Consider the following 19,001-nt stretch of genomic DNA (forward strand, 5'->3'; position numbering starts at 1 on the left):
TCACCTCACGCGAGGTCCGGCCTACTTCTCGCCCGCCTCTTCGCCTTCTTCGTCGTCATCGGCTGCGTCGACGGCCGGCGCCGCGACCTCGTCGGCGGCGTCGTCATCGTCGTCGAAGGCATCGACGAACTCGACGCCGTCCAGCTCGGCCAGCCGGTCCGACGCGTCGGTGCTGCCGTCCTTGTCGGACTCCACGGCCTTGGCGAACCACTCGCGGGCCTCGTCCTCGCGCCCGGCGGCCAGCAGCGCGTCGGCGTACGCGTACCGCAGGCGCGCGGTCCACGGCTGTACGGAGCTGGAGGCCAGCTCGGGGCTCTGCAGCGTCACGATGGCGGCGTCCAGCTGCCCCATGTCGCGCCGGGCGCCGGCGGCGACGAGCCGCATCTCGACCTGTCCGGCCTTGTCGAGCTTCTGCACCTCGGGCGCCCCGGCCATGTCGAGGGCCTTCTCGGGCCGCTCGAGCCCGCGCTCGCAGTCGGCCATCACGGGCCACAGCTCGACGTTGCCGGTCATGCGCCGCGCGGCCCGGAACTCGGCCAGGGCCTCGCTGTACTTCTGGTTCGCGTACGCGGCGAATCCGGCGGCCTCCCGCACGGCGGCGACGCGGGACGCGAGCCGCAGCGCGACCTTCGAGTACCCGTAGGCACCCTCGGGGTCCTCATCGATCAGCCGGGCCACCATCACCAGGTTCTTGGCGACGTCCTCCGCAAGCCCCTTCGGCAGGGACTGGAGCTCCTGCTGCACGTCCTTGTCGAGCTCGAAGCCGGAGACGTCCTCGGGGATCGGCAGCCGCTTGATCGGCTCGCGATCCCGCTCGTCCCGGAACCGGCCGCCACCACGGCGGTCGTCCCGCCGGTCATCACGCCGATCGTCCCGCCCGCGGTATCCGCCACCCGGTCGCCCGCCCCGGTCGTCGCGCCCACGGAAGCCGCCGCCACGGTTGTCATCGCGCCGGTCGTCGCGGCCACGGAAACCGCCGCCACCACGGTTGTCGTCACGCCGGAAGCCGCCACCGCGGTTGTCATCACGGCGGTCGTCACGGCCACGGAAGCCACCGCCACGGTTGTCATCGCGCCGGTCGTCACGACGGAACGGGGGACGGTCACCATCACGACGCGGCCCACGATCCCGGTCACGGTCGCCGCCACCGTACGGACGGTCATCGCGCCGGTCGTCACGGCGGAAGCCGCCACCGCGGTTGTCGTCCCGACGGTCATCGCGACGGAAGCCGCCGCCACGGTTGTCATCGCGCCGGTCGTCGCGGCCACGGAAACCGCCGCCACCACGGTTGTCGTCACGCCGGAAGCCGCCACCGCGGTTGTCATCACGGCGGTCGTCACGACGGAACGGGGGACGGTCACCATCACGACGCGGCCCACGATCCCGGTCACGGTCGCCGCCACCGTACGGACGGTCATCGCGCCGGTCGTCACGACGGAAGCCGCCACCGCGGTTGTCGTCCCGACGGTCATCGCGCCCGCGGAAACCGCCGCCACCACGGTTGTCGTCACGCCGGTCGTCACGGCCACGGAAGCCGCCACCGCGGTTGTCATCGCGCCGGTCGTCACGACGGAACGGGGGACGGTCACCATCACGACGCGGCCCACGATCCCGATCGCGGTCGCCGCCACCGTACGGACGATCGTCCCGGCGGAAGCCACCGCCGCGGTTGTCGTCACGGCGGTCATCGCGCCCGCGGAAACCGCCGCCGCCACGATTGTCATCACGGCGGTCGTCACGGCCACGGAAGCCGCCACCGCGGTTGTCGTCCCGACGGTCGTCCCGACGGAAGCCGCCGCCACGGTTGTCATCACGGCGGTCGTCACGACGGAACGGGGGACGGTCACCATCACGACGCGGCCCACGATCCCGATCGCGGTCACCCCGCGGAGCGCCACCGCTGCGGTAGCCGCCCCGGTCACCACTGTCCCGGCGGCGCTGCTCGCGCTCCGGTCGCTCGTCGGGAGAGTTGGGGGACATCGGTGACTCCTGTCTTCGGTACCGCAGTCATTCTCGCGCAGCCGGGGTGCCGGCGCGCTCCGAGAAGAGCTCTGGAAATACAAAAAGGACCTTTGGTCCCAGCATGTGTGCCGGGACCAAAGGTCCTCTCAATAATAGTTCGGCGGCGTCCTACTCTCCCACAGGGTCCCCCCTGCAGTACCATCGGCGCTGTAAGGCTTAGCTTCCGGGTTCGGAATGTAACCGAGCGTTTCCCTCACGCTATGACCACCGAAACCCTTTCAGACATCCCTCATGAAGGGACGTAAGAACAGGGCGGCGAACTAGCACACTCTTCAATTGATTAGTGAAACTGTTCAGCCAGCACAAACTGTTCGTTGTCTGGGAACAACACAGTGGACGCGAGCAACTGAGGACAAGCCCTCGGCCTATTAGTACCAGTCACCTCCACACCTTACGGTGCTTCCAGATCTGGCCTATCAACCCAGTCGTCTACTGGGAGCCTTAACCCCTCAAAGGGGGTGGGAGTCCTCATCTTGAAGCAGGCTTCCCGCTTAGATGCTTTCAGCGGTTATCCTTTCCGAACGTAGCCAACCAGCCATGCCCTTGGCAGGACAACTGGCACACCAGAGGTTCGTCCGTCCCGGTCCTCTCGTACTAGGGACAGCCCTTCTCAAGACTCCTACGCGCACAGCGGATAGGGACCGAACTGTCTCACGACGTTCTAAACCCAGCTCGCGTACCGCTTTAATGGGCGAACAGCCCAACCCTTGGGACCGACTCCAGCCCCAGGATGCGACGAGCCGACATCGAGGTGCCAAACCATCCCGTCGATATGGACTCTTGGGGAAGATCAGCCTGTTATCCCCGGGGTACCTTTTATCCGTTGAGCGACGGCGCTTCCACAAGCCACCGCCGGATCACTAGTCCCGACTTTCGTCCCTGCTCGACCCGTCGGTCTCACAGTCAAGCTCCCTTGTGCACTTACACTCAACACCTGATTACCAACCAGGCTGAGGGAACCTTTGGGCGCCTCCGTTACCCTTTGGGAGGCAACCGCCCCAGTTAAACTACCCATCAGACACTGTCCCTGATCCGGATCACGGACCCAGGTTAGACATCCAGCACGACCAGAGTGGTATTTCAACGACGACTCCCCCTGAACTGGCGTCCAGAGTTCACAGTCTCCCACCTATCCTACACAAGCCGAACCGAACACCAATATCAAACTGTAGTAAAGGTCCCGGGGTCTTTCCGTCCTGCTGCGCGAAACGAGCATCTTTACTCGTAGTGCAATTTCACCGGGCCTATGGTTGAGACAGTCGAGAAGTCGTTACGCCATTCGTGCAGGTCGGAACTTACCCGACAAGGAATTTCGCTACCTTAGGATGGTTATAGTTACCACCGCCGTTTACTGGCGCTTAAGTTCTCAGCTTCGCCAAGACGAATCTTGACTAACCGGTCCCCTTAACGTTCCAGCACCGGGCAGGCGTCAGTCCGTATACATCGCCTTACGGCTTCGCACGGACCTGTGTTTTTAGTAAACAGTCGCTTCTCGCTGGTCTCTGCGGCCACCCCCAGCTCAGAGTGCAAGACTCATCACCAGGAATGGCCCCCCTTCTCCCGAAGTTACGGGGGCATTTTGCCGAGTTCCTTAACCATAGTTCACCCGAACGCCTCGGTATTCTCTACCTGACCACCTGAGTCGGTTTAGGGTACGGGCCGCCATGAAACTCGCTAGAGGCTTTTCTCGACAGCATAGGATCATCCACTTCACCACAATCGGCTCGGCATCAGGTCTCAGCCACAAGTACGACGGATTTACCTATCGCACGGCCTACACCCTTACCCCGGGACAACCACCGCCCGGGCTGGACTACCTTCCTGCGTCACCCCATCACTCACCTACTACCAACTTGGGCCGGCGGCTCCACCACTTTCCATTCCCCGAAGGGTCCGGAACGGCTTCACGGCCTTAGCATCACTGGATTCGATGTTTGACGCTTCACAGCGGGTACCGGAATATCAACCGGTTATCCATCGACTACGCCTGTCGGCCTCGCCTTAGGTCCCGACTTACCCTGGGCAGATCAGCTTGACCCAGGAACCCTTAGTCAATCGGCGCACACGTTTCTCACGTGTGTATCGCTACTCATGCCTGCATTCTCACTCGTGAACCGTCCACCACTAGCTTCCGCTGCAGCTTCACCCGGCACACGACGCTCCCCTACCCATCACAGCAGGCGTTGGCCCTCTTGCTGCAATGACACGACTTCGGCGGTACGCTTGAGCCCCGCTACATTGTCGGCGCGGAATCACTAGACCAGTGAGCTATTACGCACTCTTTCAAGGGTGGCTGCTTCTAAGCCAACCTCCTGGTTGTCTCTGCGACTCCACATCCTTTCCCACTTAGCGTACGCTTAGGGGCCTTAGTCGATGCTCTGGGCTGTTTCCCTCTCGACCATGGAGCTTATCCCCCACAGTCTCACTGCCGCGCTCTCACTTACCGGCATTCGGAGTTTGGCTAAGGTCAGTAACCCGGTAGGGCCCATCGCCTATCCAGTGCTCTACCTCCGGCAAGAAACACACGACGCTGCACCTAAATGCATTTCGGGGAGAACCAGCTATCACGGAGTTTGATTGGCCTTTCACCCCTAACCACAGGTCATCCCCCAGGTTTTCAACCCTGGTGGGTTCGGTCCTCCACGAAGTCTTACCTCCGCTTCAACCTGCCCATGGCTAGATCACTCCGCTTCGGGTCTTGAGCGCGCTACTGAATCGCCCTATTCGGACTCGCTTTCGCTACGGCTTCCCCACACGGGTTAACCTCGCAACACACCGCAAACTCGCAGGCTCATTCTTCAAAAGGCACGCAGTCACGAGATATGTGCAAGCACATATCCGACGCTCCCACGGCTTGTAGGCACACGGTTTCAGGTACTATTTCACTCCGCTCCCGCGGTACTTTTCACCATTCCCTCACGGTACTATCCGCTATCGGTCACCAGGGAATATTTAGGCTTAACGGGTGGTCCCGCCAGATTCACACGGGATTTCTCGGGCCCCGTGCTACTTGGGTGTCTCTTAAACGAGCCGCTGACGTTTCGACTACGGGGGTCTTACCCTCTACGCCGGACCTTTCGCATGTCCTTCGCCTACATCAACGGTTTCTGACTCGTCCCACGGCCGGCAGACCGTAGAAAAGAGATCCCACAACCCCCACGACGCAACCCCTGCCGGGTCTCACACGTCGTAGGTTTGGCCTCATCCAGTTTCGCTCGCCACTACTCCCGGAATCACGGTTGTTTTCTCTTCCTGCGGGTACTGAGATGTTTCACTTCCCCGCGTTCCCTCCACACTGCCTATGTGTTCAGCAGCGGGTGACAGCCCATGACGACTGCCGGGTTTCCCCATTCGGAAACCCCCGGATCAAAGCCTGGTTGACGACTCCCCGGGGACTATCGTGGCCTCCCACGTCCTTCATCGGTTCCTGGTGCCAAGGCATCCACCGTGCGCCCTTAAAAACTTGGCCACAGATGCTCGCGTCCACTGTGCAGTTCTCAAACAACGACCAACCACCCGTCACAACCCACCGAAGCAGATTTTTACCGGGGCCGGCATTGAGGTCGGGAACAAGTCCGTACCCTCAGATACCCAACAGCGTGCCCGACACCCTCGCCCCTCCATCTCGCTTTCCACGCCGAAGCAGTACTCGCGACCAGAGCAGGTCAAGTGTGCCGAATAATCAACGTTCCACCCATGAGCAACCACCGTCGAACGTTTGCCGACGTAGTGGCCTCTGACCTCGTCCCGAAGGACTCGGTAAGAAGTGCTCCTTAGAAAGGAGGTGATCCAGCCGCACCTTCCGGTACGGCTACCTTGTTACGACTTCGTCCCAATCGCCAGTCCCACCTTCGACAGCTCCCTCCCACAAGGGGTTGGGCCACCGGCTTCGGGTGTTACCGACTTTCGTGACGTGACGGGCGGTGTGTACAAGGCCCGGGAACGTATTCACCGCAGCAATGCTGATCTGCGATTACTAGCAACTCCAACTTCATGGGGTCGAGTTGCAGACCCCAATCCGAACTGAGACAGGCTTTTTGAGATTCGCTCCACCTCGCGGTATCGCAGCTCATTGTACCTGCCATTGTAGCACGTGTGCAGCCCAAGACATAAGGGGCATGATGACTTGACGTCGTCCCCACCTTCCTCCGAGTTGACCCCGGCGGTCTCCTGTGAGTCCCCATCACCCCGAAGGGCATGCTGGCAACACAGAACAAGGGTTGCGCTCGTTGCGGGACTTAACCCAACATCTCACGACACGAGCTGACGACAGCCATGCACCACCTGTACACCGACCACAAGGGGGGCACTATCTCTAATGCTTTCCGGTGTATGTCAAGCCTTGGTAAGGTTCTTCGCGTTGCGTCGAATTAAGCCACATGCTCCGCTGCTTGTGCGGGCCCCCGTCAATTCCTTTGAGTTTTAGCCTTGCGGCCGTACTCCCCAGGCGGGGCACTTAATGCGTTAGCTGCGGCACGGACAACGTGGAATGTTGCCCACACCTAGTGCCCACCGTTTACGGCGTGGACTACCAGGGTATCTAATCCTGTTCGCTCCCCACGCTTTCGCTCCTCAGCGTCAGTATCGGCCCAGAGATCCGCCTTCGCCACCGGTGTTCCTCCTGATATCTGCGCATTTCACCGCTACACCAGGAATTCCGATCTCCCCTACCGAACTCTAGCCTGCCCGTATCGACTGCAGACCCGGGGTTAAGCCCCGGGCTTTCACAACCGACGCGACAAGCCGCCTACGAGCTCTTTACGCCCAATAATTCCGGACAACGCTTGCGCCCTACGTATTACCGCGGCTGCTGGCACGTAGTTAGCCGGCGCTTCTTCTGCAGGTACCGTCACTTTCGCTTCTTCCCTGCTGAAAGAGGTTTACAACCCGAAGGCCGTCATCCCTCACGCGGCGTCGCTGCATCAGGCTTTCGCCCATTGTGCAATATTCCCCACTGCTGCCTCCCGTAGGAGTCTGGGCCGTGTCTCAGTCCCAGTGTGGCCGGTCGCCCTCTCAGGCCGGCTACCCGTCGTCGCCTTGGTGAGCCACTACCTCACCAACAAGCTGATAGGCCGCGGGCTCATCCTGCACCGCCGGAGCTTTCAACCCCCTCAGATGCCTGAAGGAGTGTCATCCGGTATTAGACCCCGTTTCCAGGGCTTGTCCCAGAGTGCAGGGCAGATTGCCCACGTGTTACTCACCCGTTCGCCACTAATCCACCCCGAAGGGCTTCATCGTTCGACTTGCATGTGTTAAGCACGCCGCCAGCGTTCGTCCTGAGCCAGGATCAAACTCTCCGTGAATGTTTCCCCGTAATCGGGGTGACACCACGAGAGCGGAACAAGGAGAGGAATAATCCCCTTGTTCACAGCGTCCTCGCTGTGCGCCTACCGGTCAGTGACCGGCAGGACTTTTTCAAAGGAACCTCAACTCACCGAAGTGAGTCGGGGTATCAACATATCTGGCGTTGATTTTTGGCACGCTGTTGAGTTCTCAAGGAACGGACGCTTCCTTTGTACTCACCCTCTCGGGCTTTCCTCCGGGCGCTTCCCTTCGGTATTTCGTGTTTCCAACCTTACCAGATCCGTTTTCCGTTCCGTTTCCGGTTCGGAATTCATTTCCGGTGGCCGTTGGAGGGCCTTTGCCTTTCGGCGTGTCCACTACGTTAGCCGATTCCCTTGGCAACTCATAATCGAGTTCCGCGAGTTCGAATTTCGACATGCGGGCACGTCGAAAAGATCCCGCTCAGGGAGGTTGTAGACAGTGGTTTGGCCGCTTCCGGTTGTTGGCTGAAGGCCGGACCCGGTTCAACGGCTCGGGCTACATTACGGATCCCGCAGCACCGCGTCAAGTTCGGCGCCGGCGCGGGGTGTGGGCCCGATAGGGGCTCACCGTCGGGTCGTTGGCGATCCAGAAGCGCCACGGGTGGACCGCGCCGTCGCCGGAGACTCCGGTTCGTGGGCCGTTGAGCACCTCGTCGGCGGAGGCCGGGGTGCCGTACAGGATCGTCAGTGGGGAGTCCGCGGGGGCGCAGGCGTCCGTGCCGTCGAGGGCGCGGTCCACTCCCAGGGCTGTGGCCAGGCGCGCAGGGCCCTTGGCCAGTTCCCAGTCGGTGCGGGCCGAGAGTCGACGCTTGCGGGCGAGTTCGGCGCCTTCGATGATCTCGCCGGCCCGCAGGAGGACTCCGCTTGCCGTGCCCGAGGGACCGCACACCAGGTTCATGCAGTGCCACATGCCGTACGTGAAGTAGACGTACACGTGTCCTGGCGGACCGAACATCACGCTGTTGCGAGCCGTGCGTCCTCTATAGGCGTGGGAGCCGGGGTCGTTCGCCCCGTCGTACGCCTCGACCTCCGTGAGGCGGAGCTCGATCGGGCCGTCGGCGGTCCGGCGCACCACGGTGCGCCCCAGAAGGTCGGGGGCGACCTCCAGAACGGGTCGGTCGAAGAACTCCCGCGTGAGGGGCGTACGGTCAGGGGCCGCGATCATGCCGTCCGAGGGTAGTGGAGCGGGGCGGCGGGGCAGGCGCGGAACCGGGCGCGGCTGTCCCGCGTTTGTAGTCAGCAGGACCAGCGGGTCCGGTCATCGCGAGATCACGGTTCACCGACGGAGGAGATCGAGTCATGGGCTTCAAGCGACTGTTGGCAAGTCTTGGTGCGGGCGGGGCGTCCGTCGAGACGGTGCTCACCGAGGCCAATGTCGTGCCCGGTGGTGTCGTCCAGGGTGAGGTGCGGATCCAGGGCGGGTCCGTCGACCAGGAGATCGAGGGCCTGTCCGTCGGGCTCCAGGCGCGGGTCGAGGTCGAGGGCGCCGACCAGGAGACCAAGCAGGACATCGAGTTCACCAAGGTGCGGCTCGGTGGTGCCTTCGAGCTGAAGGCGAACGCGGTGCACGCGGTGCCGTTCGGGCTCGAGATCCCGTGGGAGACGCCGGTCACGACGATCGACGGTCAGCAGCTGCGGGGCATGAACATCGGCGTCACGACCGAGTTGGAAATCGCCCGGGCCGTCGACTCCGGGGACCTGGACCCCATCAACGTGCACCCGCTGCCGTCGCAGCAGGCGATCCTCGACGCGTTCATCGGGCTCGGGTTCCGCTTCAAGAGTGCGGACATGGAGCGCGGGCACATCCGGGGTACGCGGCAGAAGCTGCCGTTCTACCAGGAGATCGAGTTCTTCCCGCCGCAGCAGTACCGGGGGCTCAACCAGGTCGAGTTGAGCTTTGTGGCCGACGACCGGGAGATGGACGTCGTCCTGGAGATGGACAAGAAGCCGGGGCTCTTCAGCGAGGGCAGCGACACGTTCCGCTCGTTCGTCGTCGGGCACCACGACTTCCAGGGGACCGATTGGTCGGCGTATCTGCACCAGTGGCTGTCGGAGGTCGGCAGCCGCAAGAACTGGTTCTAGGGTTTCAGGGTCAGACTCTGTAGCCCCGTGATCCAGGAGGTGTCGTCGTGACCGAGCAGCCCAAGAGGGCGCCGCTACCGCATGACTTTCATCCGCAGGTGCCGTCGTTCACCGTCGTGAGCGAGGACTTCGAGCCGGGTGGGGTGCTCGACGACGCTCAGGTCCTCGCGGCCGGGAACACTTCGCCGCATCTGCGGTGGGAGGGTTTCCCGGCGGGGACCAAGAGCTTCGCCGTGTCGTGCTTCGACCCGGACGCGCCGACGGGCAGTGGGTTCTGGCACTGGTCCGTGTTCGACATCCCGGTCTCGGTGACCGAGCTGGCGACGGGTGCGGGCAGCGGCACGTTCGAGGGGCTCCCCGAGGGTGCCGTGCAGGTGCGCAACGACTACGGGTCCAAGGAGTTCGGTGGCGCCGCGCCGCCGCCCGGGGACCCCGCGCACCGTTATGTCTTCACCGTGTACGCGGTCGATCAGGAGAAGCTCGGCCCCGATTCCGACGCGTCGCCGGCCGTCGTCGGGTTCAACCTGCGGTTCCACACGCTCGCGCGGGCGCAGGTCCTCGCCGAGTACGCGGCTCCCGCGGAGAGTTAGCGTTCACAGAAAGTTTGCCCGCCTCTGGTCTTGGAAGTGATCAGGGGCGGGCATTTTTATTGCGTTGTCCATCTCGGCGTGCACGGCCAGAGTTGACGCACGGACGCCGAGGGGTGATCCGCTGCGTACGGGAGGTGGGCAGGGTGCGGGACACATTGGTGCTGAACGCGAGCTTCGAGCCGCTCTCGACGGTGACGCTGAACCGAGCCGTCGTGCTGGTGCTTACGGACAAGGCCGTCGTCGAGCAGGCCCACCCCGATCTGCGCATGCGCGGTGTCGCGGTCGACATACCGGTGCCACGGGTGATCAGGCTCTGCAGGTACGTCCGGGTGCCGTTCCGAAGACGTGCGCCGTGGTCGAGGCGGGGTGTGCTCGTGAGGGACCAGCACCGGTGCGCGTACTGCGGGCGGCGGGCGACGACCGTGGACCACGTGGTGCCGCGGTCGCAGGGTGGCGCGGACTCCTGGCTGAACACGGTGGCGTCCTGCGCCGAGGACAATCACCGCAAGGCGAACCGGACACCGGAGCAGGCGGCGATGCCGCTGCTCAGGCAGCCGTTCGAGCCGACGCCCGCCGACGCGATGCTGCTGTCGCTGGGGGCGGACGGTCGTGAGGCGCTGCCGGTGTGGCTGGGACAGCAGAAGGCGGCGGCGTAGGCCGACCGACACGGATGTGACAGAGCGGGCCCGCCGACCTCGAGGTCGGCGGGCCCGCTCCGCTGTCTGCCGGGCTCACTCGATGGGAGGCTGCTCCCTGCGCTCCTTCGGCGTCGCCGACGGGGTCGGGGCACCCGCCATCGGGCCGAAGTTCCCGATGGCACCGGAGAGGCCCTTGAGCGCGTCGCCGATCTCGCTGGGGACGATCCAGAGCTTGTTGGCGTCGCCCTCGGCGATCTTCGGGAGCATCTGGAGGTACTGGTACGACAGCAGCTTCTGGTCCGGGTCGCCGGCGTGGATGGACTCGAAGACCGTACGGATCGCCTGGGCCTCGCCCTCCGCGCGGAGGGCTGCCGCCTTGGCCTCACCCTCGGCCCGTAGGATCGCGGACTGCTTCTCGCCCTCGGCCGTGAGGATCTGGGACTGGCGGATGCCTTCGGCGGTGAGGATCGCGGCGCGCTTGTCACGGTCGGCGCGCATCTGCTTCTCCATCGAGTCCTGGATGGAGGTGGGCGGCTCGATCGCCTTGAGCTCGACCCGGTTGACGCGGATGCCCCACTTGCCGGTGGCCTCGTCGAGGACTCCGCGCAGGGCCGCGTTGATCTCCTCGCGGGAGGTCAGGGTCCGCTCGAGGTCCATGCCACCGATGATGTTGCGCAGGGTGGTCACCGTGAGCTGCTCGATGGCCTGGATGTAGCTGGCCACTTCGTAGGTGGCCGCCCTGGCGTCGGTGACCTGGTAGTAGATGACGGTGTCGATGTTGACGACCAGGTTGTCCTGGGTGATCACCGGCTGCGGCGGGAACGGCACGACCTGCTCGCGCAGGTCGATGCGGTTGCGGATCGAGTCGATGAAGGGGACGACGATGTTCAGGCCCGCGTTCAGCGTGCGCGTGTAGCGGCCGAAGCGCTCCACGATGGCGGCGCTGGCCTGTGGGATGACCTGGATGGTCTTGATCAGGGCGATGAAGACCAACACCACCAGAATGATCAGGACGATGATGATCGCTGACATCGCGTCTCCTGTGCCCTTCGTGCCGTTGTCCTTCCGGCGCCGTCCCGCCGGAAGATCATGGGATCTTGCTCGTCGAGTCTGTCAGAACAGCCCATGTGGTGTGGGGGGTTCGGATCACCTGCGGGCTCATATGACGATCGCGGTGGCTCCCTCGATGTCGACGACGTCGACCTGGCGGCCCGGTTCGTACTCCGCGTCGCCGTCGAGCGTGCGGGCGGACCAGATCTCGCCGCCTAGCTTGATCCGGCCGCCGCTGCCGTCGACGCGCTCGACCACGACGGCCTGTTTGCCCTTCAGGGCGTCGATGCCCGTGGCCAGTGCCGGTTTCTGCGCGCGTTGTCGTGCGGCGATGGGGCGTACGACGGCGATCAGCGCGCACGAGACGACGGCGAAGACCAGGACCTGAAGGATCACTCCGCCACCGAGTCCGGCCGTCACGGCGCCGGCGACGGCGCCCACGGACAGCATGCCCAACTCGGGCATGGCGGTGATGACAAGAGGAATTCCGAGCGCGGCCGCCCCGATCAGCCACCACACCCATGCGTCGATGTCTGCCACACGGTCATGGTAGATCCGCGGGCGGTCGTGCGGACAGGGGACGATCGGCCCGCACGACCGGACGAACGCGTCAGCTCAGCGGGAGGCCCGTGGCCGTCCAGCGGTCGTTCTTCTGCTCGACGACCAGCGGGAGGCCGAAGCAGCGGGAGAGGTTGCGGGAGGTGAGCTCCAGCTCCAGGGGGCCCGCGGCGAGGACCTTGCCCTGGCGGATCATCAGGACGTGCGTGAAGCCCGGGGCGATCTCCTCGACGTGGTGCGTCACCATGATCATCGAGGGGGCGATCGGGTCGCGGGCGAGACGGCCGAGGCGGCGGACGAGGTCCTCGCGGCCGCCGAGGTCGAGGCCCGCGGCGGGCTCGTCCAGGAGCAGCAGCTCGGGGTCGGTCATCAGGGCGCGGGCGATCAGGGTGCGCTTGCGCTCGCCCTCGGAGAGCGTGCCGAACTTACGGTCCAGGTACTCGCTCATGCCGAGGCGGTCGAGGAAGGCCCGGGCGCGCTGCTCGTCGATGTCCTCGTACTCCTCCTGCCAGCCGGCCGTCATGCCGTACGCGGCGGTGAGCACGGTCTGCAGGACGGTCTGGCGCTTGGGCAGCTTCTCGGCGAGGCCGTTGCCGGCGACGCCGATGCGCGGGCGCAGCTCGAAGACGTCCGTGCCCGGCCTGCCGAGGGTCTCGCCGAGGATCGTGGCGGTGCCGCTGCTCGGGAAGAGATAGCTCGAGGCAATGTTCAGGAGGGTGGTCTTGCCCGCGCCGTTGGGTCCGAGGATGACCCAGCGCTCCCCCTCCTTCACCGACCAGGAGACCTGGTCCACCAGAGCCCGGCCCTCGCGGACCACGGATACGTCCTCCAGCTCCAGCACATCGCTCATGAGCGCGTTGTCTCCCATTGCAGTCTCGGCCGTCTCGCGTGCGTCCGTAGAGGTTCGGCTTGTTTGTCGCTGAACGCAGCCCCCAGGGAAAACCTACGCCACTGGTCCGGTGGTCCATTCCATCGGTCGGGGTTTTGGCACCGTCGGGTGCTTCTAAGGTGGGGCCCATGCTCTCGGAACCACGCTCTGGACGGCTCGCGGCCTGGGGAAATGCCCTTCTTGCCGGTTTTGTTGCACCTGATGACGCGGTGCTGGCGATTGTCGGGGACGACGCGCTGCACCGGGTCGAGGGGATCCCCGGGGAGACGGGCCCGGTCGGGCTGACGCTGGCGCTCGGGCGGCTGCGGGCGCTCGGGGTGGGCGGGCTGCGGGTCGCGCTGCCCGCGCCGGGGCATCCGCTGGGGTTGAGCGGACCGCCGGAGTTCAACGCGCGGGCCGTGGAGGCCGAGGAGGCGGTCGTGTGTTCCGGGGCGGCGCTCGGGCTGGTTCCCGAGGTGTACGAGGCCGGGCCCGACGGTGACGTCCACGTCGAGGTGCTGTGGCACTGCCTGCCGGTGCGGGAGGCGCCGCCCGCGGACGTGCCGTCGCTGGGTGAGGCGGAGCGGGAGCTGGCGGAGGCGCTGCGGGAGGCGACGGAGGTGCTGACGCGGCTGGACGTGGCCGGGTCGGGGCCGGTGGCCGAGGCCGCCGTCGACGCGTACCGGGCCCGCGCCGAGCGGGGGCGGGAGGCGCTGGCGCCCGGGTATCCGCCGCGGGCCGTGCGCGTGCTGGAGCTGGCGCAGCGGGTGGGGCTGCTGGTGGACGTGGCGTACGAGAGCGGGCACGGCGGGGCCGTGAGCGCGTCGGAGATGGGAGCCCGGGCGGTGGCGCTCAGACCGGTGGAGCGGACGGCCCGGCGGGCCCAGGTCGCCGCCTACAACGCGTTCGTGGAGGAACGGGAGCGGGGGTGACCCCGGTCCGCTCCGGCATATGAGGAGCGGCTCCCGGGAGGTGCATGACGAGGCCCCCACGGACGGTGTCCGTGGGGGCCTCGCACTGCCTGTGCGGCGGGAACGTCAGAGGTTCGACGCGGTGTTGCCGAAGGCCGGGTTCAGCACGCCGATCACGTTGGCGGAGTTGCCCGAGAGGTTGACCGGGATGTGGATCGGCAGCTGCGCCTGGTTGCCGGAGGCGACACCCGGGGACTGCGCGGCCGCGCCCTCGGCCTCGGAGTCGGCGAAGGCGGCACCGGAGGAGGCGCCCGCGGCGATACCGGCGACGGCGACGGCCAGGGCGGCCTTCTTTGCGATGTTCATGTGAAGTGTTCCTCCAGATAGGGCGTTTCCGACCCCAGCCGCGGGGTCGCACGCTGAGAACGCTTGGGCCAGGTGGACGACACGGGGTGACCCGGCGATACGCCCGTTTGGATCAATGGGCCGAAGGGGCTGCACAAACGGACCGGCCCCTCGGGGAGTACCCGAGGGGCCGGTGGTCCTGGGGACCCTGAGCTTGTGTCAGCCGTTGAAGCCGGCGTTGCCGAAGGCCGGGTTCAGCACGCCGATCACGTTCACGCTGTTGCCCACCGCGTTCACGGGGATGTGGATCGGGGCCTGGACCAGGTTGCCCGAGCCGACGCCGGGCGAGTGCACGGCCTTGCCGTCCGCGTGCGCACCGTCAGTGGCAGAGGCGAGACCGGAACCGGCGGCGATGAGCCCGCCGGCGACGAGGGTGACAGCCGCGGCCTTCTTCAGGTTCTTCACTTCGTGATCCTCCTAGCGATCGCCACGGCCAGCCGCCGCAGCACGCACTGGAGAACGCGGCCCCGTCCGGCGGGATACGCCGGACGGGGGACGAATACACGACAGTATGAATCTACGAACGGAGTGGAACCTTCCGTGTTGTCGTGCAGTAGTGCGCCGGAGCACTCGGGTCAGCCCGCGGCGCCGTGCCGTACGGCCCACAGGGCGGCCTGGGTGCGGTCCGCCAGGTCGAGCTTCATCAGGATGTTCGACACATGGGTCTTCACCGTCTTCTCGGAGAGGACGAGAGCACGGGCGATCTCCCGGTTCGACCGGCCGTCCGCGATCAGACCGAGGACCTCGCGCTCCCGCTCGGTGAGCGAACCGCCCCTGCCCTGGCCGCTGTTGGCCTCTTCCTGGGAGAGCAGGGCGCCGGCCACCTCGGGCTGGAGCAGGATGTGGCCCGCGTGGACGGAGCGGATGGCGCCGGCCAGCGCGTCGGGGTCCACGTCCTTGTAGACGTATCCGGCGGCTCCGGCGCGCAGGGCCGGGACCACCGTGCGCTGCTCGGTGAAGCTGGTCACGATCAACACCCGTGCGGGGTTGTCCAGTTCACGGAGTCTGCGCAGCGCGTCGACGCCGTCCATGCCCGGCATCTTGACGTCCATGAGGACGACATCGGGCTGCAGTTCCTCGGCGCGGGCGACTCCTTCGGCGCCGTCCGCCGCCTCGCCGACGACTTCGATGTCGTCCTGGACCTCCAGGAACGTGCGCAGACCCCGGCGGACCACTTGGTGGTCGTCGACCAGAAGCACCTTGATTGCGTCAGCCACCGGGGACCTCCATGTCGATCGTGGTGCCCTTGCCGGGCTCCGATTCCACTGTGAGCCGGCCGCCGACGCCGCCGGCCCGGTCGCGCATGGAGACCAGGCCCAGATGGCGCCCGGCACGGCGGATCGCCTTCGGGTCGAAGCCGGTGCCGTCGTCGGTGACGCGGAGCGCGGCGCCCGCACCCCGCTTGTCGACCGTCACCTGGACGTGCTCCGCGCCGGAGTGGCGCAGCGCGTTGTGCAGTGCTTCCTGGGCGACGCGCAGCATCGCCTCCTCCTGTGCGGCGGGCAGGGCTCTGAGGCCGCCGGTGGCGAAGGTGACGTGGGCGGAGTGGGCGCGGTCCAGGACCTGGATCTGGGTGCGGAGCGTGGCGACGAGGCCGTCCTCGTCGAGGGCGGCGGGGCGCAGCTCCACGACGGCGGCGCGCAGTTCGTCCGCGGCCTCCGCGGCGAGCTCCACGACGTGCTGCAGCTCGCCCTTGGCGCGGGCGGGGTCGCGGTCCATGAGCTTGGCGGCGGCCTGGGCGGTCAGACGCAGCGAGAACAGCTTCTGGCTGACGGCGTCGTGCAGTTCGTGGGCGAGCCGGGAGCGCTCCTCGGCGATGGTGAGCTCGCGGCTGCGCTCGTACAGCCGCGCGTTCGTCAGGGCGATCGCCGCGTGCTGGGCGAGGATCCCGAGCAGTTCCTCGTCGTCCTCCGTGAAGCCGCAGCCTCCGGCCGGCCCGGGGCACCGCTTGTTGGCGAGGAAGAGCGCGCCGATGACTTCGTCGCCGTCCTTGATGGGCAGGCCCAGGAAGTCGGACATGTCCGGGTGGGCCGACGGCCAGCCCTCGAAGCGGGGATCCTTGCGGACGTCGGTGAGGCGCTCCGTCCGGGCCTCGCGCAGCATCGCGGCGAGGATGCCGTGCTGGCGCGGGAGCGGGCCGATGGCCTTCCACTGCTCCTCGGTGACGCCGTCGACGACGAACTGGGCGAAGCCGCCGTGGTCGTCGGGCACCCCGAGCGCCGCGTACTCGGCGTCGAGCAGCTCGCGGGCCGAGGCGACGATCGTCTTGAGGACGTCGCGCACCTCGAGATGCCTGCTCATGGCCAGCAGCGCGGCGCTCACCGCGGCCAGGCCTGTCCGTGGACCGTGACTCATGGCCTCACGGTACCGGCGGGGTGTGACAGGGCGTATCCGACCTGTGGCGGCTGCCGCCTAGGGCCGTGGGCCTAGGCCGGAAGGCCCTGGGGCCGTGGGCGTACGCCGAAGGGCCCGAGGGGGTTGCGGCCCGCGCACGAGGTGCTCGGGGCCCTCGCGTTCCTACGTTGAGGGCAGTACGCGGGAACGGCTGATCAAGGGGACGGTTGCCATGGCAGTAGCGATCATCACGGGGGCGTCGCGGGGGTTCGGGCGGGCGCTGGCCACGGCGCTGGCCGAGCGGGGCTGGGATCTCGTACTGGATGCGCGGGCCGCGGAGCCGCTGGAGGACGTCGCGGCCGCGCTGCGCAAGCACGGCGGGGCGGTGACGGCGCTTCCGGGGGATGTGGCCGAGGGCGGGCACCGGGTCGAGCTGATCTCGGCCGCCTGGGAGCTCGGCGGGCTCGATCTGCTGGTGAACAACGCGGGGGTGCTGGGCGCCGCTCCCCTGGTTCCGCTGGAGCAGCAGGCGCTGAACGACTTCCGGGCGGCGCTGGAGATCAATGTGGTGGCGCCGCTGGGCCTGCTCCAAGAGGCGCTTCCGCTGCTGCGCGCGGCGCCGGCCGGGGCGGTGATCAACATGAGTTCGGACGCTGCGTCGGAGGCGTACCGCACCTGGGGCGGCTACGGGGCGACGAAGGCGGCGCTCGACCAGCTGTCGGCGGTGCTCGCGGTCGAGGAGCCGGGGCTGCGGGTGTGGGCGGTGGATCCGGGCGGGATGCGGACGGACATGCTGGCGGCGGCCGAGCCGGACGAGGACCTGAGCGGGGTGCCGCGCCCCGAGGACGTGGTCCCCGCCTTCCTGCGCCTGCTGGAGCGGCGGCCCGCGTCCGGGCGTTACGCGGCTCCTTCTCTGCTGGAGGCGCGATGACGCTCGCGCTGCGGGTCCCGCAGGAGCTGTCGGCCCGGGTGCCGGCCGAGCAGCGGGGCCCGGGCCGGGACAGATCGTCCGTGCGTCTGCTGGTGTCGCACGGCACGGAGGTCGCGCACCGTCGGTTCGCCGAGCTGCCGGATGTGCTGCGGGCCGGGGACCTGCTCGTGGTGAACACCTCTCCCACGCTGGCTGCCGCGGTCGACGGGACGACCGGGGACGCGCGCGTGGTCGTGCATGTCTCGACGCGGGGCGACGACGGGCGCTGGGCCGTCGAGATGCGGGATCCGGACGGCCGGGGTACCACGCGCCCGCGCCCGGGCGGGCCCGCGGGTTCAGTGGTGTCGCTGCCCGGCTGCGTGCTCCTCGTGCACGAGGAGCCGGTCGAGGCCGGGAGCGAGCGGCTGTGGTGGGTGCGGGCGACCGGGGACGTGCCGGCGCTGCTGCGGCGGCACGGGCGGCCGATCCGTTACGCGTACACGGAGCGGGACCAGCCGCTGTCCGCCTACCAGACCGTGTTCGCGCTGCCGTACGCGGACGGGGCGGGCAGCGCCGAGATGCCGAGTGCGGCGCGGCCGTTCACGGAGGCGATGGTGGCGGGGCTGGTGAGCCGGGGTGTGCAGTTCGCGCCGATCACGCTGCACACCGGGGTGGCGTCCGCCGAGGCGCACGAGCCGCCGTACGCGGAGTGGTACGAGGTGCCGGAGCCGTCGGCCCGGCTCATCAATGCGGCGCGGGCGGGCGGGGGCCGGGTCGTCGCCGTCGGGACGACGGCCGTGCGGGCCGTCGAGTCGGCGGCCGGCGACGACGGGGTGGTGCGGGCGGCGCGCGGCCGGACCGAACTCGTCGTGACGCCGGAGCGCGGAGTGCGGGTGGTGGACGGCCTGCTGACCGGGCTGCACGAGCCGGCGGCCTCCCATCTTCTGATGCTGGAGGCGATCGCGGGGCGGGCCGCCGTGAGCCGCACGTACGAGGAGGCGCTGCGGGGGCTCTACCTGTGGCACGAGTTCGGGGACGTGCACCTCATCCTTCCGGAGGAGGGGCCTCACGCTGCGCGTTGCAGTGGCAACTACAGGTGAGATCAGCAGTGACCCGATGTGACGCCGCGCATAGGGCGCAGGTCACGTACGAAGGTCCCTAGTGGAGAGATAAGGGACTTAAGTCCCGAGGCTGTGCGGGGGCTGGGAGTCGAGAGCCGACTCCTGGCCCCCTTTTCCGTGCGCCCGATCCACTACCCGACTTCGTACGTCACACCTTTGCCACGGAATTTTGCTGCCGCTAAGAATGG

The 19,001-nt window shown here is 66.8% G+C and carries 15 protein-coding genes, 3 rRNA genes and 1 pseudogene; 6 read left to right on the forward strand and 13 right to left on the reverse strand.

Annotation, left to right across the window (positions count from 1 at the left end; translation table 11 throughout):
- Positions 1-21: 21 nt before the first annotated feature.
- From ACVHNB_RS29015 to ACVHNB_RS29040, 6 genes are all read right to left on the reverse strand, one after another.
- Positions 22-789 carry a tetratricopeptide repeat protein gene (locus ACVHNB_RS29015; protein WP_428957709.1) on the reverse strand — a complete coding sequence of 256 codons (768 nt, stop codon included), beginning with the start codon at positions 787-789 and terminating at the stop codon, positions 22-24.
- Positions 681-1,922, reverse strand: coding sequence for a hypothetical protein (locus tag ACVHNB_RS29020; RefSeq protein ID WP_456228960.1), 1,242 nt, complete (start codon positions 1,920-1,922; stop codon positions 681-683). The genes ACVHNB_RS29015 and ACVHNB_RS29020 overlap by 109 nt, the downstream gene beginning before the upstream one ends.
- A gap of 195 nt (positions 1,923-2,117) precedes the next feature.
- Positions 2,118-2,234, reverse strand: a 5S ribosomal RNA gene (rrf, locus tag ACVHNB_RS29025).
- Positions 2,235-2,370: 136 nt separating this feature from the next.
- Positions 2,371-5,491 (reverse strand): 23S ribosomal RNA (locus tag ACVHNB_RS29030).
- A gap of 308 nt (positions 5,492-5,799) precedes the next feature.
- Positions 5,800-7,325: ribosomal RNA gene (locus ACVHNB_RS29035) — 16S ribosomal RNA — on the reverse strand.
- Together the 16S, 23S and 5S rRNA genes form the textbook arrangement of a ribosomal RNA operon.
- Before the next feature lie 544 nt (positions 7,326-7,869).
- Positions 7,870-8,511: a DNA-3-methyladenine glycosylase gene (locus tag ACVHNB_RS29040; protein WP_456226247.1), complete on the reverse strand. Its 642-nt coding sequence runs from the start codon at positions 8,509-8,511 to the stop codon at positions 7,870-7,872.
- Positions 8,512-8,645: 134 nt separating this feature from the next.
- On the opposite strand from ACVHNB_RS29040, the gene ACVHNB_RS29045 reads away from it, so the two are divergent.
- From ACVHNB_RS29045 to ACVHNB_RS29055, 3 genes are all read left to right on the forward strand, one after another.
- On the forward strand, positions 8,646-9,428 hold the full coding sequence (locus ACVHNB_RS29045; protein WP_428955582.1) for a sporulation protein: 783 nt from the start codon (positions 8,646-8,648) through the stop codon (positions 9,426-9,428).
- A 47-nt stretch (positions 9,429-9,475) separates the two neighbouring features.
- Complete coding sequence (locus ACVHNB_RS29050; RefSeq protein WP_428955581.1) at positions 9,476-10,018, forward strand: YbhB/YbcL family Raf kinase inhibitor-like protein; 543 nt, start codon at positions 9,476-9,478, stop codon at positions 10,016-10,018.
- 143 nt (positions 10,019-10,161) lie between these two features.
- Positions 10,162-10,674 (forward strand): HNH endonuclease, encoded by a 513-nt coding sequence (locus tag ACVHNB_RS29055; protein ID WP_428955580.1) that lies wholly within the window; start codon positions 10,162-10,164, stop codon positions 10,672-10,674.
- A 75-nt stretch (positions 10,675-10,749) separates the two neighbouring features.
- On the opposite strand, the gene ACVHNB_RS29060 is transcribed toward ACVHNB_RS29055, so the two are convergent.
- From ACVHNB_RS29060 to ACVHNB_RS29070, 3 genes and pseudogenes are all read right to left on the reverse strand, one after another.
- Positions 10,750-11,688, reverse strand: a complete 939-nt coding sequence (locus ACVHNB_RS29060; protein ID WP_428955579.1) for an SPFH domain-containing protein — start codon at positions 11,686-11,688, stop codon at positions 10,750-10,752.
- A gap of 126 nt (positions 11,689-11,814) precedes the next feature.
- Positions 11,815-12,246, reverse strand: coding sequence for an NfeD family protein (locus tag ACVHNB_RS29065; protein WP_428955578.1), 432 nt, complete (start codon positions 12,244-12,246; stop codon positions 11,815-11,817).
- A gap of 337 nt (positions 12,247-12,583) precedes the next feature.
- Positions 12,584-13,132, reverse strand: a pseudogene (locus ACVHNB_RS29070) (ABC transporter ATP-binding protein); the annotation flags it as partial.
- Positions 13,133-13,281: 149 nt separating this feature from the next.
- Between ACVHNB_RS29070 and ACVHNB_RS29075 the strand changes: the two are divergent.
- Positions 13,282-14,064 (forward strand): hypothetical protein, encoded by a 783-nt coding sequence (locus ACVHNB_RS29075; protein ID WP_428955576.1) that lies wholly within the window; start codon positions 13,282-13,284, stop codon positions 14,062-14,064.
- A gap of 105 nt (positions 14,065-14,169) precedes the next feature.
- On the opposite strand, the gene ACVHNB_RS29080 is transcribed toward ACVHNB_RS29075, so the two are convergent.
- The 4 genes from ACVHNB_RS29080 to ACVHNB_RS29095 all read right to left on the reverse strand — a co-directional run bounded on the left by ACVHNB_RS29080 (position 14,170) and on the right by ACVHNB_RS29095 (position 16,803).
- Entirely contained in the window at positions 14,170-14,409 is a 240-nt protein-coding gene (locus ACVHNB_RS29080) for a chaplin (RefSeq protein ID WP_428955575.1), read from the reverse strand.
- 198 nt (positions 14,410-14,607) lie between these two features.
- Positions 14,608-14,853 (reverse strand): chaplin ChpE, encoded by a 246-nt coding sequence (chpE, locus tag ACVHNB_RS29085; protein ID WP_428955574.1) that lies wholly within the window; start codon positions 14,851-14,853, stop codon positions 14,608-14,610.
- Between the two features lie 170 nt (positions 14,854-15,023).
- Entirely contained in the window at positions 15,024-15,665 is a 642-nt protein-coding gene (locus tag ACVHNB_RS29090; protein WP_428955573.1) for a response regulator, read from the reverse strand.
- The gene (locus ACVHNB_RS29095; protein ID WP_428955572.1) at positions 15,658-16,803 is read right to left on the reverse strand and encodes a GAF domain-containing sensor histidine kinase; all 1,146 of its coding nucleotides are present in this window, start codon (positions 16,801-16,803) and stop codon (positions 15,658-15,660) included. The genes ACVHNB_RS29090 and ACVHNB_RS29095 overlap by 8 nt, the downstream gene beginning before the upstream one ends.
- Before the next feature lie 211 nt (positions 16,804-17,014).
- On the opposite strand from ACVHNB_RS29095, the gene ACVHNB_RS29100 reads away from it, so the two are divergent.
- Together ACVHNB_RS29100 and ACVHNB_RS29105 are read left to right on the forward strand one after the other, a co-directional pair.
- Positions 17,015-17,713 (forward strand): SDR family NAD(P)-dependent oxidoreductase, encoded by a 699-nt coding sequence (locus ACVHNB_RS29100; RefSeq protein ID WP_428955571.1) that lies wholly within the window; start codon positions 17,015-17,017, stop codon positions 17,711-17,713.
- Positions 17,710-18,792, forward strand: a complete 1,083-nt coding sequence (locus ACVHNB_RS29105) for an S-adenosylmethionine:tRNA ribosyltransferase-isomerase (RefSeq protein ID WP_456226248.1) — start codon at positions 17,710-17,712, stop codon at positions 18,790-18,792. The genes ACVHNB_RS29100 and ACVHNB_RS29105 overlap by 4 nt, the downstream gene beginning before the upstream one ends.
- Positions 18,793-19,001 lie beyond the last annotated feature (209 nt).

The organism is Streptomyces sp. YJ-C3, from assembly GCF_053891275.1.